Source organism: Okeania sp. SIO2F4 (assembly GCF_010672385.1).
GTDB lineage: Bacteria > Cyanobacteriota > Cyanobacteriia > Cyanobacteriales > Microcoleaceae > Trichodesmium.
Genome location: NZ_JAAHGT010000027.1, coordinates 1 through 16,062 on the forward strand (window position 1 = coordinate 1; position 16,062 = coordinate 16,062).

The 16,062-nt window shown below is 35.7% G+C and carries 15 protein-coding genes and 1 pseudogene; 8 read left to right on the forward strand and 8 right to left on the reverse strand.

Annotation, left to right across the window (positions count from 1 at the left end; all coding sequences use genetic code 11):
• The 4 genes from F6K22_RS03110 to F6K22_RS03125 form a co-directional block, all read left to right on the forward strand.
• Positions 1-2,241: ribonuclease R family protein (locus F6K22_RS03110; protein WP_293093135.1), on the forward strand; the 2,241-nt coding region annotated here is incomplete at its 5' end.
• A 563-nt stretch (positions 2,242-2,804) separates the two neighbouring features.
• Positions 2,805-3,437: a flavin prenyltransferase UbiX gene (locus tag F6K22_RS03115; RefSeq protein ID WP_293093138.1), complete on the forward strand. Its 633-nt coding sequence runs from the start codon at positions 2,805-2,807 to the stop codon at positions 3,435-3,437.
• On the forward strand, positions 3,430-4,164 hold the full coding sequence (locus F6K22_RS03120) for a LapA family protein (protein WP_293093141.1): 735 nt from the start codon (positions 3,430-3,432) through the stop codon (positions 4,162-4,164). The genes F6K22_RS03115 and F6K22_RS03120 overlap by 8 nt, the downstream gene beginning before the upstream one ends.
• Before the next feature lie 433 nt (positions 4,165-4,597).
• Entirely contained in the window at positions 4,598-5,155 is a 558-nt protein-coding gene (locus F6K22_RS03125) for a shikimate kinase (protein ID WP_293093143.1), read from the forward strand.
• A 646-nt stretch (positions 5,156-5,801) separates the two neighbouring features.
• On the opposite strand, the gene F6K22_RS03130 is transcribed toward F6K22_RS03125, so the two are convergent.
• Together F6K22_RS03130 and F6K22_RS03135 are read right to left on the reverse strand one after the other, a co-directional pair.
• Positions 5,802-6,341: an IS200/IS605 family accessory protein TnpB-related protein gene (locus tag F6K22_RS03130; protein ID WP_293093146.1), complete on the reverse strand. Its 540-nt coding sequence runs from the start codon at positions 6,339-6,341 to the stop codon at positions 5,802-5,804.
• Positions 6,332-6,685, reverse strand: coding sequence for a transposase (locus F6K22_RS03135; protein ID WP_293093148.1), 354 nt, complete (start codon positions 6,683-6,685; stop codon positions 6,332-6,334). Before F6K22_RS03135 ends, F6K22_RS03130 begins: the two co-directional genes overlap by 10 nt.
• Before the next feature lie 508 nt (positions 6,686-7,193).
• Between F6K22_RS03135 and tnpA the strand changes: the two genes are divergently transcribed.
• Positions 7,194-7,601: an IS200/IS605 family transposase gene (gene tnpA, locus F6K22_RS03140; protein WP_293093150.1), complete on the forward strand. Its 408-nt coding sequence runs from the start codon at positions 7,194-7,196 to the stop codon at positions 7,599-7,601.
• Positions 7,602-7,830: 229 nt separating this feature from the next.
• Complete coding sequence (locus tag F6K22_RS03145) at positions 7,831-8,022, forward strand: hypothetical protein (RefSeq protein WP_293093198.1); 192 nt, start codon at positions 7,831-7,833, stop codon at positions 8,020-8,022.
• 349 nt (positions 8,023-8,371) lie between these two features.
• Here F6K22_RS03145 and F6K22_RS03150 read toward each other — a convergent pair whose 3' ends face one another.
• Both F6K22_RS03150 and F6K22_RS03155 read right to left on the reverse strand, forming a co-directional pair.
• Positions 8,372-8,797 (reverse strand): hypothetical protein, encoded by a 426-nt coding sequence (locus F6K22_RS03150; RefSeq protein ID WP_293093153.1) that lies wholly within the window; start codon positions 8,795-8,797, stop codon positions 8,372-8,374.
• Between the two features lie 6 nt (positions 8,798-8,803).
• A complete protein-coding gene (locus tag F6K22_RS03155) occupies positions 8,804-9,208 on the reverse strand; it encodes an NIL domain-containing protein (RefSeq protein ID WP_293093156.1) in 405 nt (134 codons plus the stop codon).
• A 344-nt stretch (positions 9,209-9,552) separates the two neighbouring features.
• Here F6K22_RS03155 and F6K22_RS03160 point away from each other — a divergent pair, with 344 nt between their 5' ends.
• Both F6K22_RS03160 and F6K22_RS03165 read left to right on the forward strand, forming a co-directional pair.
• Positions 9,553-10,134: a thioredoxin family protein gene (locus tag F6K22_RS03160; protein WP_293093159.1), complete on the forward strand. Its 582-nt coding sequence runs from the start codon at positions 9,553-9,555 to the stop codon at positions 10,132-10,134.
• 544 nt (positions 10,135-10,678) lie between these two features.
• Entirely contained in the window at positions 10,679-13,171 is a 2,493-nt protein-coding gene (locus F6K22_RS03165) for an ATP-binding protein (protein ID WP_293093161.1), read from the forward strand.
• Between the two features lie 79 nt (positions 13,172-13,250).
• Here F6K22_RS03165 and F6K22_RS03170 read toward each other — a convergent pair whose 3' ends face one another.
• The 4 genes and pseudogenes from F6K22_RS03170 to F6K22_RS03185 all read right to left on the reverse strand — a co-directional run bounded on the left by F6K22_RS03170 (position 13,251) and on the right by F6K22_RS03185 (position 15,887).
• The gene (locus F6K22_RS03170; protein ID WP_293093164.1) at positions 13,251-13,745 is read right to left on the reverse strand and encodes an RES family NAD+ phosphorylase; all 495 of its coding nucleotides are present in this window, start codon (positions 13,743-13,745) and stop codon (positions 13,251-13,253) included.
• A gap of 387 nt (positions 13,746-14,132) precedes the next feature.
• Positions 14,133-14,612 carry a type II RES/Xre toxin-antitoxin system antitoxin gene (gene parS, locus F6K22_RS03175; protein WP_293093167.1) on the reverse strand — a complete coding sequence of 160 codons (480 nt, stop codon included), beginning with the start codon at positions 14,610-14,612 and terminating at the stop codon, positions 14,133-14,135.
• 745 nt (positions 14,613-15,357) lie between these two features.
• Positions 15,358-15,591 (reverse strand): annotated as a pseudogene (locus F6K22_RS03180) (DUF427 domain-containing protein); the annotation flags it as partial.
• 137 nt (positions 15,592-15,728) lie between these two features.
• On the reverse strand, positions 15,729-15,887 hold the full coding sequence (locus F6K22_RS03185; protein ID WP_293093170.1) for a hypothetical protein: 159 nt from the start codon (positions 15,885-15,887) through the stop codon (positions 15,729-15,731).
• Positions 15,888-16,062: the final 175 nt, after the last annotated feature.

A 16,062-nucleotide genomic window follows, 5' to 3' on the forward strand; every position in this document is an offset into this window, starting at 1 on the left:
AGTGGAGAAAAACTAGATTGTCAGGACGATCAAAGTATCCGCAAATTACAAATTGCCTTGGATGCTCTAGAAAAAATAGGAGTTCTAGCCAAAGACAAAGGTCGCTATCGGCGACTTTTGGAAGAGGCAGTTGTAGAAGCAAAACTTCGCTGTTCCAGTAAAGGATTTTGCTTCGCCATACAAGACTCAGAAGGAACAGAAGATATTTACATTCGGGAAAGTCATCTGAGTAATGCTTGGAATGGCGATCGCGTATTTGTCAAAATTATTAAAGAAGGCAGTCGTCGCCGGAGTCCGGAAGGAGAAGTCAAGTTAATATTAGAACGTGCTAACCCTTCCTTATTAGCAAGAATCAAACAAATCAATGGGCACAATGGAGATCCCTACTATCGAGCAGTTCCCCTAGACGATCGCCTACTATTTGAAATCGACTTAGTACCAGAAGGTCCAGACTTAGCAGATGCTATAGACCACCTTGTCCATGTCGAAGTATTGCGTTATCCCCTAGGAGAAAAACGTCCTATAGGAAGAGTAGTTCAGATTCTAGGTTCAGATGCAGAAGCAGCAGATGACCTAGATATAGTATGTTGCAAACATGACTTACCCCGGTCTTTTCCGGATACAGTTCTTAAGGAAGCTGAATCTCTGGTTAACCATTCTACTAAAGCAGATCAAAAAAATAGACTAGATTTGCGTGAACTACTCACAATTTCTTTTGGAGAAATCAACAAGAAAGACATTAATCATGCTCTAAGTATAGAAACTACAACCTCTGGTTATTGGCGAGTAGGAGTTCACATTGCTGATGTAGCCTACTTTATTAAAGCAGACTCCCAACTAGATAAAGAAGCTCGTAAGCGAAGTATCAGTATATACCTGCGAAATCAAGTAGTTCCTATACTACCAGACGGATTATCAAGTGATTACTTTTCCTTACTACCAGAAAAAGATCGACTAGCTATATCTATTTTGATAACTGTCAATAAAAACGGTCAGATAGTTGAGTTTGAAATTGAACCTAGTGTCATCCAGGTAGATGCTCATCTCGGCTACGAGCAAACAAGAAAAATTATTAATGGCAATACAGAGGAATTAGTTAATATAAACTTAGAGCAACTCGAGAGTGCCATCAATAAACTTCAAGATGTTAGTCAAGCAGTCCGAAGTGCCAGATTACGAAGAGGTGCTTTTGACCTAAATTTACCAGATGAAAAAAGCTACTATAACGATGAAGGACCCTTAGGAGCAATGATAGTTCCTGAGATGTTTCCAGCTCGTTCCATGGTAGCAGAATTAATCGTCTTGGCAAACCAAGCAATAGCGAGTCACTTGCTAGCACTAGGAGTACCTGCAATTTATCGGGTCCAAAATTCCCCAGATCCAGGAGATATTCAAGAATTTATTAAGTTAGCTAGCAATCTTGGAGCTGACTTATATCTAGAAGATGAAGAAGATGTACAACCAGCTGACTATCAAGCATTTGTTGAGGCATTTACTGCACCCAAATCAGAAAGAGTGCTAACATACTTGCTCGAAGATACTTTGAAGCCAGTAATTTACAGCACCACAGCTCAACCTCATTTTGGATTAGCCTTACAACATGGTTATATTCATTGTACATCACCAATTTCGAGATATTCCGATTTATTGATTTCACGAGTCTTACATACTGTATTTAATGAAGGTCGCGATCGCCGTTCTAGTCGTTCTAAAGAAGGTGTAGAGTTAGGACATTCTTCATGTCATGGCAAAATATCCTGGAATGTTTTAGCTCCAGAAATACAGCAAGAATTGGAAGCACAACTAACATCAGTAGTGGTGCATTTAACTGAACGAGAAAACGTGGCACAGGATGCTCAAGAAGACTTAGAAGGATTAATTAAAACTGGATTAATGAAGGAACGCACTGGTCAAACTTTCCAAGGTTTGATTACAGGAGTGCAGTCTTACGGTTTCTTTGTAGAAATTGAAATTGCCTCTGAGTCTACAGAAACTTTCAGAGTAGAGGGTTTAGTTCATGTATCTTCTCTGAAAGATGATTGGTATGAATATCGTTCCCGACAACAAACACTTGTCGGACGCAAAAACCGTAACCAATACCGACTAGGAGATATGGTAGAAGTACAGGTCAAGAGTGTTGATTATTATCGCCAGCAAATTGACTTAGTGGCAGTCAGTGGTGGCAGCACCGCTTTTGATGATGAAGAATTCTCCTCCTCCAGTAATCCTTATCGGTTCTAATTAATAGACATCTCCGGAAATTAAGATTTAACAACCTTTTTATAGTTGTTTCAAGTGAATTATCGGAGATGTCTAATTAACAGGGAGTAGGGAAGTGGGCGAGAAATTGAAATACATCCTCTTCCTTTTTTCTAGTTGCTTTGACAAGATATAGCGCTACGCGCAAGTCAAAAGTAATCTCACCAGAGAGTTTTCTGTGTGGAAAAGCTCCGCGTTTTCCGTTTGTCATGCTGTGCAAATATGTTGCGTAGCAAAACGGGATTTAGCAATGTCAAACACCGAGTCGGCGTAGTGCTAAATCCGTTTAATCGCGCTCAGTTCGGGACATGATATAATACTAAATCCGTTTAATTAGGTATAAAAAAATTGTCCTATCTCCATAATTGTCAAATCTTTCTAATATATTGGCATTGTAGATTTAACGAATGATAATTGATTTTCAACTATTTATTAGTTGAGGAAAGATAGATCAAAAAATATCTACTTTTTGATCTATCTTTCCCTGATTTTGCAACCCCAATCTCCTAGCAGATGAAAGGAAGTTTCTGAAGATTTATTCAAACATGAGTAATTTTGTTTCTACTCCTAAACTACCGATAGTTATCGGAGTTACAGGAGCATCAGGACTAATTTACGCTGTTAGAAGCATTAAATTTTTGCTGGCAGCTAATTATACTATTGACTTAGTAGCATCAAAAGCTACTTATTCAGTCTGGCAAGCAGAGCAAAATATTAAAATGCCTGCTGAACCAACTAAACAAGAAAAATTCTGGCGAGAACAAGCTGGAGAAGAAAGTAACGGTAAACTCTATTGTCATCCTTGGCAAGATATAGGAGCAAATGTTGCTAGTGGTTCCTATCGAACTCAGGGTATGATAATTATTCCTTGTAGCATGGGAACAGTAAGTAAGTTGGCTGCTGGATTCAGTTCAGATTTAGTAGAGCGGGCAGCAGACGTACAATTAAAAGAAGGTGGTAAACTAATCGTAGTGCCCCGGGAAACACCTTTGAGTTTGATTCATTTACGAAATTTAACTACTCTGGCAGAAGCAGGAGCAAGAATTGTCCCGGCAATCCCGGCCTGGTATCATAATCCCCAAACTATAGAAGATTTGGTAGACTTTGTGGTAGCTCGTGCTTTAGATCAATTTGGTTTAGATTGTGTTCCTATTAAACGGTGGATAGGCCATGAATAGAAATCGGAATTTACTATTGTTATCTTTTTTAATCTTTGTCATCAGTGGGTTGGCCTTATTTGCTTGGCAAAATTGGTCTCCTAGTTTGTCCTTAACTTTTCTGGGATTAAAATCAATACCTCTACCTCTATCTGTATGGATTTTAGCCGCTCTTGTTGCAGGTATAATCACTTACTTGTTGATTTATGGCATCTTTGAACTTTCCAATTACCTGTTTAAACGAAGTTTTCAACCTTCCAGACTTCGCTCTAGAAAATCTCAGCATCAAAATCAAACTGGGGAAGGTAGCGATAGATATTCACAGTCTCAAGGAATTTCAGATTCTCAAAGCTCCTTTAACCTAAATAAAGGTTCGGAACCAACTGAGGAAGATGAAAATTTTGATGACTGGGAACAAGGACCTCCTAAAGTTAGTCATTCTTGGGACAGTAGTACCAGCGAAAAAGATATTGAAGAGGCACAAGGGTCTGTTAATCAAGGTTCTACACAGAAAAATTATGAAGCGGAACAACAGCCAAAAACAGAGTCTTGGTCGGGTTCTGTCTATTCTTATGGTTATCGGGATCCTAGTGTTTCTGGGGTTGGTCAAACCGAATCTGTGTATGATGCAGATTATCGGGTAATTACTCCTCCCCCACCTCCAGATCCATCTAAACCTACTGAAAATGAAGAGACTGAAGGCGAAGTTCCTGAGCAAGCTAATAAACCAGGTGGTCAGTCTGAATGAAGTCAGAAGTTAGAAGTTAGAAGTCAGAAGTTAGAAGTTAGAAGTCAGAAGTTAGAAGTTAGAAGTTAGAAGTTAAATTCTTACTTTATTATTTTGATCGAACTAGAAAAAATATTTAACTGATAACTAATTAACTGATTAAAAGGCGGGGTTTTATACCAAATTAATGCGTAGAGAATTACAGTAAAATGAGCACAAAAGTGCTAGTAAATTTCCTGCCGACGTAGAGGGTAAAATCAAATTATCCCTTGGTAAAAAACAATTTATCATAGTTATCAAACTATTTTTAGTCAATCATAGAACAGTTTGACTCTCAGAAAAAATAAATATTATAAATTCTTACCTCCTGACTCCTGATGACTGACTCCTGACAAAAAAGCCACTGTAGCAATATTTTATGAAATTGGTATTAGACTCAATTATTTGAATAACTATGGATATTAGTAATAGGGATTTGTTAGAGGGAGTAAATCTTTATTTAGTCGGAATGATGGGCGCTGGCAAAACAACTGTGGGACATTTGTTAGCCCAACAGTTGGGATATCGTTTTCTAGATACGGATAGTTTGATTTCTCAAGCTGCTGGCAAGTCAATTAGCGAAATTTTTGCTACTGAGGGTGAGGCAGCTTTTCGGGAGTTGGAAACAAATATATTATCAGAAGTATGTAGTTACAAAAAATTGACTATTGCAACAGGTGGTGGTATAGTCATAAAACCTTTTAATTGGAGTTATTTACAACATGGTATAGTAGTTTGGTTAGATGTGCCAGTAGAAGTGTTATATAGTCGCTTGCAAGGCGATCGGACTAGACCTTTACTTCAAAATAGTAACCCTTTGGCTAAACTTCAGGCTATTTTGGAGGAAAGAAGACCGCTTTATGCCAATGCAGATGTTAATGTTACTGTAGATAGTCAAGATACTCCTGAACAAGTGACAATGTTAGTGCTAGAAGAAATCGGAAGAGTGGTAAAGTCAAGGGTAGTAAGTTAGTCAATGAGTTGTTGATTCCAATGTTTAAATATAAAAAAATATGAATTTATATTTTTTGTCAAAAAGATTACAGTAATTTCTACCTATAAGACATTTGTACTAATATGATGATATCTGGGGTGAATTAAAATTGTACAGTAATTGAATACAAAAAACCCCCACCATTTATAGGTAGGGGTCAAGAACAGTTAAACGCTTATTTCTTATTATCTCAGAAATTAACTATTATTGGTAGGTTTATTTGTGACAATTTTTTAAACGTCCATAATAACTATGCTTTACATTTATACAAATACCCTAGGCTAAATTGCTGATATTGATCCTACTAATTTGATTTATTTATTTACTCAAATACTAAATTCAAAGTTGAATACCCACAAATCAAGGTTATTACAGCTTACAAAAATTTTTTTGAGAAACAAGCTAAGTTGCCAAGATTCAAATTTCAAAAAGGCAGGAAATCTATTAATTATCCTCAAAATGTTAAATTTTAAGATGACTATATAAAACTACCTAAAATTGGATTAGTATGTTGTAGGCTTCATCGAGATTTTGTGGGATAAATTCAAACGGTAACTTTCTCAAAAAATTCAGATGGTAAATACTTTGTCTTTGACACTCCCCGCTAATCGCGAGACGGGGATTCTTAAGAAATCCAAAATCGAACTCTTAAAGGCGTTGTCAATGCGCCTCTACTTAGTTGACTTAAGTTCAACTTAAGCCTTCCAGATACTTTTCTCAAAATATTTGCTGCACCATTGCAATCAGCATTAATTAAATAGCCCGCAGCAGAACGATATAAACCTCGTTGAATGCGTTTTCCTGTTTCGCTGCGCGACATGAAACGCGTTAGCGAAGCTCCTCTGAAAGAGGCAGCGTGTCCGAAGGACTTAGGTTCCCAGTTGTCGGGTTTTTCACCATAGGTTGGGAGAACATCACCATCTAAAAAGCTAGCTTTCGAGGTATAAGACTCTTCGGTTTCTACAAATTGTAACCCATATAAGCTACAAAGTTGCTCAATTCGTTCTTTGAGTCTGGCAGTAGGAATTTGTGCAAACTTTTGGTTAGTTTTAGTCCCTAGTCCAATTGATTGTTTTTGACCTTTATTCCAACCAAAAACGATTGTACCAATTCCATGTTTAAGGCAATGGTTGATGATTAATCGCGCTGCGCATGTTAACAGCATCTCGCATCTGGTTGCGAGCCTGCGAAGCAATCACGCTTTTGAGTGATGCGAGCTAATCTTTTAGACCAGAAACCTTGCGGTTGATTTTCCTTAAGAGCAGCTATTCGTTTGTTGTACCACTGGTTTTTGGATTTCAGATGTTGGCCATCGACAATAAAGCTGTGATCGAAAGTATCCACACAGGTCAACCAGTTGTCTAAACCGTGGTCAATAGAAAGAGCCTGGGTTTTGTCTAACTTGAGTGATTGAATTTTAATTTCATAGACAAACTCGACAGAAAAACAGCCGTGACGAGGTAAAATCCTCATCTCTTTAATTAAGTTCCACTCCAGGTTGCTTGCCATTGGGATATAGAAATTCTCTAGTCCAAACCATGCTTTAACCTTGCGTCAATCATGGAACTCTAATTCCTTTATCAGTAAGTTTCAACCATCTTTTAGGATAGGAAACATTAAATAAACCAGGTTTTCGGTATTTAGGAGGTTTGGGCTTGTTAACCAATTCACCGCTTCCAAATAGTTTTGAGAGTTGTTTAAAACTTTTGAAAGATTCAACAACACCGTTGCATATTTGTTGGGCACGCTTAGGCATACATCGCGTTAAAATGTCTGTTCCATTTCATCTGCCCGCAAAGCTCGCCTTGAGTAACAAATCGATTTTCCTGAAAAAAAACTTGTCGGGCGTAATAAACCGAACAATTAAATACTTTGTTGGCTTGAGCGCACAAGTATTCTAGGATAGCCAATAGATTTTTGTCGGGATGCAGCAGAACTTGTTGACATCCTATGTTTTTTGTTTTTTTGCTCATGCCTCTATTATGATTTATTTGTCGATAAATGTAAATTTATCAACATGAAAAACCAGCAAAAAATATATCGTCATGGCAACCATTCTATAGGTCTAGCCCATGTCCACTTAGTATGGATTCCCAAACGGCGCAAGAAAGTCTTAGTGGACCAAATTAAAATAAGGTTGGCAGCTATCTTATCAGAAGTGGCCACAGAAAAAGGTTGGTTAATTAAAGGGTTAGAAATAGCACCAGACCACGTTCATGTATTGGTAGAGCATGGTTCTGATGTAGCAATCCACAAAATAGTCAAAGCTTTAAAAGGTAGGTCATCGAGACTGTTGCGACAAGAGTTTCCAGAGCTATGCAAGCTACCTAGTTTGTGGACTCATAGTTATTTTTACGATACTACCGGGAAAGTCAGCACCGCTAAGATTTTGGAATACATTAATGACCCTCATCACGGCGACTAAAGTCGCCGAGTCGTTTTTCCGCCCCGCGCCTAAATTGACGGGGCTACCAAACTCCCGAACTTTTTCCGTGTTTTAGTTGATGATGGTAAGCTTAATCCTGAAAAATTAGCAGAAGGAAAAGCAATAGGAATTGATTTAGGACTAGCTGATTAAAATATAGCAATCCTCTGCACAGTTGTAATATTTTGGTGGAACTCAGGAGTCAGGTAGGGGAACCGTCTTAAAAGACATGTCGGAGTTGTGTTGCGGTAGAAAATCTCGCACAAAAGTAGCACTCAAAAATATGGTGAAAAACCACAATTTAGCTAAGGGAATTAGTGATTATGGTTGGGGAATGTTGAGGATAATGCTAAGTTACAAAGCAGAAAATAATTATCAAATAAAGTTGCCTGATAAATGGTATAATGTGGAATCCGTTTGATTGGACAGAAAAAAATGCTCCAATCGTCATAACTACGCTCATCAAAGTGATTCTCTCTCCTCCTGATTCCTGACTTCCCCTCCTGGGAGGGGTTAGGTGTGTGTTGGCTCAATTACGATTTAAACCTTTCTATAACTGTTTAACCGGATTTGATCTGACCCCTCAAATTTAATTGTCAGATACTGCCTCTCTTGAGGTTTCTCCTACTTCTGAATTCTGGATTCAAAAAAAGTTAAGATAGTAGTATTTTTTGCAACTAGGATTAGAGTTATTTTTATCTAAAATTTTGCTTTAGTAATTCCCCACTCCCAACTTGTATAAAATCTTCAAACGTAAAAAAATAGGATTACTATTTATAGTTTTTGATCAATATGTAAAGTGCAGTTCCCAGAAAAAGACTCCCCTCTGAAATAATTAGTAAAATTCCAAAAGATTGCCATTTTTTTAAACCATAAACTTGAGTATCTAATTTGGCTAAGATTCCTGCAGATACTAAGACTAAAGCATGGATAAAAATGTTTATCCACCTAATGAAAACTACAAATAAAAAAGCAATGAGAATGGCAGAAATAAAAGTAAAAATATCAGATTGAAACCAGGGAGATATTGCTTTCAAATCAAGTAAACGAAATGTTAAAATTACATCTAATAAAAAAATACAAGCTATAACAACTAGATATAAAAACAGAGAAACTTGAGCATTGGCTAGACTCCAGCCAAAAATGCTATAACTCATTAAAAGTAGAGTGAAAGAAAGTAAAGGTATTGGTTTCACATTATTTTATAGGTTAGTAGAAATTGCTTTAAATGGACAGGTAGGAATACATTGTTCACATACAATGCAACGGGATCTGACAAAATTTAGACGAAAGGTATCAGGTTGTAAACTTAGAGCTTCTGTAGGACATACACCAGTACATAAACCACAATCTACGCAGCTATTTTCATTGATTAAAATTTCTCTACTAGTTAGACATACATCTATATTTTGCAGTCTCATCCACTCCAGTGCAGCTTCTAACTCATCAATATCTCCTGATAATTCCAGCACTAATTTACCCACTTGATTTGGTGCTACTTGAGCACGAATAATATTAGCAGCAACATTAAAATCTTTTGCTAATCTATAGGTAATGGGCATATGAATTGACCGTTGTGGAAATGTTAACGTTACTCGTTTTTTCACGGGTTAATCCTCTTATTCTCAATTAGAAAATTGATTTTTTTCATTATCTGATTATTTAGTTACAGCAATTTTCATTATATTAGAATGCAATAGGGACATTCCATAGAACGTCCCTAAAAAAGTTGTATTTTTACTATCTGGTTGAGCTATCTAAAGTTTGACTAACTAAAACTTGCTGACAACCATATATTTTTCTACCTTGAAATTCTTGTTAATTATACTATATAAGAAGAGGACTTTAGTTGTCTGGCTTTAACGGCTACCTTGTTTTTATGCCCGCTCTAAAAGAGATATTACTCTTAATCCTTTTTCAGTAATTGTAATAATTATTTAATTTTCTGACAATGAACGTAAACCCATCTAACCCTACAAACAGTTCCTCTTTGGCGATGCGCCTAAGAAATTTCATTATTGTTTTGGTAGCGATCGCTTTATCAGTAACCATTTTTATTGGACTACGAACTGAGACGGCCTCGGTTTCCCTAAATGAAATGGCTGAAACTGCAACACCTCTAGATATAGCGTTAAGTAATGATAAACCAACTCTAGTTGAATTTTATGCTAATTGGTGTACGACTTGTCAAGCTATGGCTCCTGAGTTGGAGGAAATTAGACAACAATATGCTCAGAATACCAACTTTGTGATGTTAAATGTGGATAATAGTAAGTGGTTACCAGAATTGGTTAAATACCGGGTAGATGGTATTCCCCACTTTGTGTTTTTAGATGGAGAGGGAACTGAAGTTGGCCAGACTATTGGAGAAGTGCCAAAGTCTGTCATGGCAGCAAATATAGAAGCTTTAGTTGCTGGAAGTTCTTTACCATATAATGGTACAGTTGGTCAAGGTTCTGAATTTGATGCTCCTGTAGCACCGATTAAAGCAAGTCAAGCCGATCCTCGGGTTCATGGTAGTCAAGTACAATAAAAGTATACAAATATTTTTTCCCCTACTCCCTACTCCTTACAGACCTTAAATGCAACCTCCCTACTCCCTTAAAAATTAAAAATGTTAAATTAATCTTGTAAAGGTACTTAATTTATTGCGAGAGCAGGGGACAGGAAATACTTATTGAAAAGTAAAAATTTTTGAATAAGTATTTCTTCAATACATGATAATTGAAAATAACTTATTATTCTTTAGCAATTCTATTTCAATTGTAATATTTTTGTGGTAGCTAAGAGTCAGAAGTCAGGAGTCATAATTTTCAAGTTTTTTAGTCAATCTTAACTATTATAAAAATTCTCACAAATCATTTAGGATTACTATTTATAAAAAAGTATATTATTCTGAGTTTGTATTAAATGCCTCACCATACTAACATCTACCTCCCATAAACCTAGTTTCTTGTAACACTTCTATTGCAGGCGGATTTGATATTACATAAATCTCGCCCATAGCTATTTCCTCAAGAATAAAACAACCACAAGCTTAAGAGGGAGGCTTTAAAAATTAATTTTTCGGAAAAATAATGAACTCTAAACAATTACAAAGGTTGTTAATCTTTTATTCTGCGGTAGGAATATTTACTATTAGTATATTGTTAGCAATAATAAGTATATTTCCGTTCTACAAAGAACTTAGAAAAAACGCAGAAAGTAATTTAAAATTAGGTTTACGAACTCGAACTTTAGCAGTAGAAGAATTTCTTTTAAGAACAAAGGATATTGCTGCACAAATTGCTAGTCGTACTCAAGCAAGACGAGAATTAGAATCTTATAACCGCAACCCAAACTATTCTGATGCTGCTGTTTCTAAAATGGCAGACTATCTGAAAGATGCTCTTAATCAAACTGAAGATGTAGTTGGAATTAGTCGCTTTGGTCGAGATAATCAATTAGTGGTTGAACTTGGTTTACCCATCCCTCAAGAACATTGGCAATTGCCAATTAAAAAAGCAAAAATTAGCAATCCAATTCGCCTCAAAAATGAATCTTATCTCATTATTAGTCAACCAATTATTAACTCAAAAAAACAACAAGTAGGTACAGATTTGGTTTTATTTAAAACCCAGAGTTTAGAAAAAATTGTCAGAAATAATACGGGGCTAGGTCAAAGTGGAGAAGTATTTTTAGGGACCTTAGAAAAACAAGAGATAAAATTATTTTTATCCTCCAAACATAAAAGGGAAAGTTTATCTGAATCAATTGCTAAAGTGTTGGAAAAAACAGTAGTTTATCAAGAAAATGGACTGATAGTTATCAAACCTAAATTTTGGAGTTATGGTCAAAAAGTTGCCTTTGAACCTGTATCACAAGTAAATTGGGGACTCGCGATCGCCATCGAACGTCAGGAATTGTATGCTCCAATTAATCGTCAGCTTATTACTATTGGAACTGTCATAATAGTCTTAAGCCTTTTATGTACCGGTGGAATGATTGTATTACTGCGTCGATTAGCCGGTCAAGTTATTATTCAAACTGATGAACTAGAACAACAACTGAAAGAAAAAAATCAGGCTTTACACGAATTAAATTATACTCAAAAACAACTACTTGTAGAAATTCGGGAGCGCAAACAAAGCCAAACTAGACTGCAAAATCACAATAGAATATTAATAGAACTGGCTCAAAATAGAGCTGTAAATCAAGGAGATTTGTTAACAGCTATACAAGCAATTACCGAAGCTACAGCCAAAATATTAGAAGTTGAACGAGTGGGAATCTGGTTGTATGACGACTCGAAAAGTTATTTAAAATCTCTAGATTTGTACCAAAACAAACTCAATGAACATATTAGAGAAGTAAATCTTAACCTCAAGAATTATCCTAATTATTTGCAAGCGATTACTTCACTAAAAGATAATATTATTACAGCTAATGATGCTCGCAACGATCCTAAAACCAAGGAATTTTTAGATAATTATCTCAAACCTTTAGATATTTTTTCTATGCTTGATGCTGGGATTTGGATCGGTGGAGAAATGGTGGGTCTTATTTGTATAGAAAAATGCAGTCAAATTAAAGATTGGACTATTGAAGATGAATTTTTTGTCCGTTCAATTGCTAACATAGTTTCTTTAGCGATTGAAGCTAGCGATCGCCAACTTACCGAGAGTGCTCTACGAGAATCAGAAGCTCAATTAAGAGCACAAAAACAAGAACTAGAGCAAACCTTAGAAGAACTGAAATGGACTCAAGCTCAGATGATTCAAAGTGAAAAAATGTCGAGCTTAGGTCAAATGGTTGCCGGAGTTGCCCATGAAATTAATAATCCAGTTAACTTTATTCATGGAAATGTTGTTTATGCAACAGATTATACTCAAGACTTGCTCAATTTACTTCAACTCTATCAAAATCATTATCCCTATCCCCATCCTGAAATTGAGAAAGAAATTGAAGCTATTGAATTAAATTTTCTCCAAGAAGATATTAAAAAAGTGCTCAAATCTATGCAAATTGGAACAGAAAGAATTCTAGAGATTGTTAAATCACTACGAAATTTTTCCCGTCTGGATGAAGCAGAAATTAAAGAAGTCGATCTGCATGAAGGAATAGATAGCACTTTAATGATTTTACAAAATCGCTTCAAAGCTAAACCAGGATTTTTTGGTATTGAAGTAATTAAAGAATATGGTCAACTGCCTCATATCAACTGTTATGTAGGACAACTCAATCAACTATTTATGAATATTATTGGTAATGCAATTGATGCAATTGAAGATGCTCAATATTATGAAAAAAAACATTGTGATGCTGGATATATTCGGATTAAAACTCAAGTAATAAAAGACAATAGGGTAGAAATTTTGATTGCTGACAATGGGGGAGGAATTAGTGAAAAAGTGAAGTCTAATTTATTTGACCCCTTCTTTACCACAAAACCTATTGGAAAAGGAACTGGATTAGGACTTTCGATTAGTTACCAAATTATTGTGGAAAAACATCAAGGAAAACTAGAATGTAATTCTCAGATCGGAAAAGGTACAGAATTTATAATTACGATTCCGATTAAGTTGAGTTAGATAATTATTACAAATAGGGAATAGGGAATAGGGAATAGGGAACAGTTGGAAAAACATTACTAATTCTTTCTTAGCCATACTAAAGTTTTGCCAACAAATTTTTGTTGATACTTTTTAGATTGCGGTCTAAGATAAAAGGCTGAGGTGGAGCAATTGAAATTTTCTCAAAATCTGGATGTAGAGGATTAATCAAATAATTATATTCTTGGGGAATAATAGCAGAAGGAACCCTCAAAACTGCTGTAGTTTTAGAAGTCAACCATTTATCTCCAATAGAGGCTAAAGCTTCCGGTGGAGGAGTATCACGCCAGTTATAAGGTAATAGAGATTCATCGACTTGTTTAATTGGAAAATTATCAGGAATTTTTACATTAATAGATACAAATATATTACCAAAGTTTTCTATTTCCATACAAACTAAAGTTTCTAATGCGGCTAGAGATAATGTGGCTGAAGTATATATTAAAGCTGTTCCTTTAGAATTCCAACGACCTCTACTACGACTATAAGCTTCACCTGTAAAAGCAAGATCAATGTATTTTTTATGAGAGATTCGCCATACTGTTAAACTCATAATTATTATCTTTTTAACTACTATTACTTGAAGAAAAAGGCAGTAAGTATTTATCGTAATTTTTTTGGATGATTAAAGTAGCACTTAGCACTCAGGTATCAACAAGCTTTTTACAGAAGAACTGCGTTATCAGCTTCTCAAAGTGTATAATGGGGGATAATCTAGAGTTACTCCTCTGCGTCTTATAACCCCCATTAACACGCAAAACCCGCTTTTATAAATATAGCGGGGGACTTAAACCCTTGAATTTTTAGCTGAAAGCTGATAGCTAGTTAAAACTCACTATTCAACTACCAACAGGTAGTTGAATACCCACCTATTTCTATTGTTGTTTATTGATGACTAACAAGCATTAGTCATTAATAATCAATCATTAATCATTAATCATTAGCTATATACTCCATACTCTATTTTATTCAAAAGTTCATCTACTTGTTGTGTGCCTGAATCTGTATCTAATAGTTCTAAAGGAGTTTTTCCAGCTAAGGCACGGTTTGATTTTTTCAGCCAATCTCTTGCTGTTTCCACATTCTCAAATACATCTAATGTGTGTACAAAAATTCTAGCAATACGATAAAGTCTATCTGACTCTGAAAGGTCAAGAGGTTTTTGATCTTTCTTACGCCTGGATATAGTCCGTTCGGAAGTTGCTAATAAAGCTGCCATTTGTGACTCAGAAATACCACAATATTCTGCTACTTTAATTACAGAAATTATTGAAAATCCCTGACGAATTATACTGACTATTTGTAGTTCTTGGGGCAATTCCAAAACATTTTTCGGTATTCTGTCAAATCCTAAAATTTGATAGATTCTAGGGATGGGTTCAGTTTCTGAGTTCTGAGAAACTTGATCTGGGAATAGCATCTGGACATCCTCTAACAGTCACCTGTCAAACATTATAACGTCAGATGTCTAAAAATGTGGAAATTTTATTTTAGAGCTGATTCATAAGCTAAATATTAAAGGAGCTTCTCCATGATCGTTGCGAGGGGGGAGTTAAAGAGGAATCATAAATGATTTACCCAATTATTACCCCTGTGGCAATATTTGGCATAACAGTCAACTTCAACATTGTGTCGGCTGATAATATATTACAGAAGGTTAGCTTGTTAAATCGCTACCTTGCAATGACAATATCAGACTATATTTACATCATCATTTTCTACATATTAGCTCTTAGAATAAATAGTTCAGGATATAATTTTTGGCAATCTAGAGACCAGAGCCAAAAAACAGCAGGATCAGGAAAATAAGAAAAAGTATAAAAATGAGGCCGTCAGAAACCATTTTCTTTGTTAGTAATAATTAGAATAATTGGGATGTCTAGAAAGTTAAGGAACTGTATTTACCGAAAAATAAAGGTATAAAGCCTCTCACTCGCTGTGGAGAAAAAAGTGCTCTTGAATTTCCTTATATTCAATCCTCTCGGTTAAAACCCGAGGTAATTATCAATTATCCATTATCAATTATCAATTAATGAACCCATTTACCCCCATAAATAAAATCGCTTCAGATACTATTGTTCCACAACAAGCTAGAAAAAACACAATTTCTTCTTGTTGTTCTTTCGTGAATGAATCATTAAAATGATTGTGGCCAATTTTTATCCCTAAGTTTCTATTTGCACAGTAGGATAAAAGGCCACATAGTTTTGAATCTTTTTGGCTTTTTCTTTAGGATTGGGATAATACCAAGCACCATCTTTATTAACTTTAGCATTGACTTCAATATTATAGTAGCTCGCATTACCTTTCCAGAAACAGTTAGTCTGGGTATTGCTTTCTTTGAAATATTCACGGTTGACCGTATCTGGTGGAAAATAATAATTACCTTCGACAATTTCACACTCATCGCTCTATGCTAAAACAACCCCGTTCAAAATAGCTGTTGCCATTAGTTTTTCCTAATTTTAATAACTCGCCTACTATAATACCAAATATTGAAGTTTTGAAGATGATAGTGAAGTCCGTTCCTAGAAACCTATGATAATCTATATAAATCTATAATTATCTGTTCTATTCCTGCTTCAACCAGGAAGTGTCGATACTCTCCAGTCCACAAGTTGTCACGGTTGTTTGCTGTTGCTTCGCAAAACTGGCGTAACGCAACTAAGATCGCGAAACGCGCATTTCGGAGCATAGCTCTTACTAACTGCCATAGCTAAATTTAACGCTCTTATCAAATCTCTATCGCAGCTAAAATTGCCAACGCTGCAATTTGATTACGCGCTCTGATAAAAACAGAGACTCTTTAACAATTTCACAGAATAATAAACATTAACTGGGCTATTATTAGCAAGCATGGTAATTTCCCC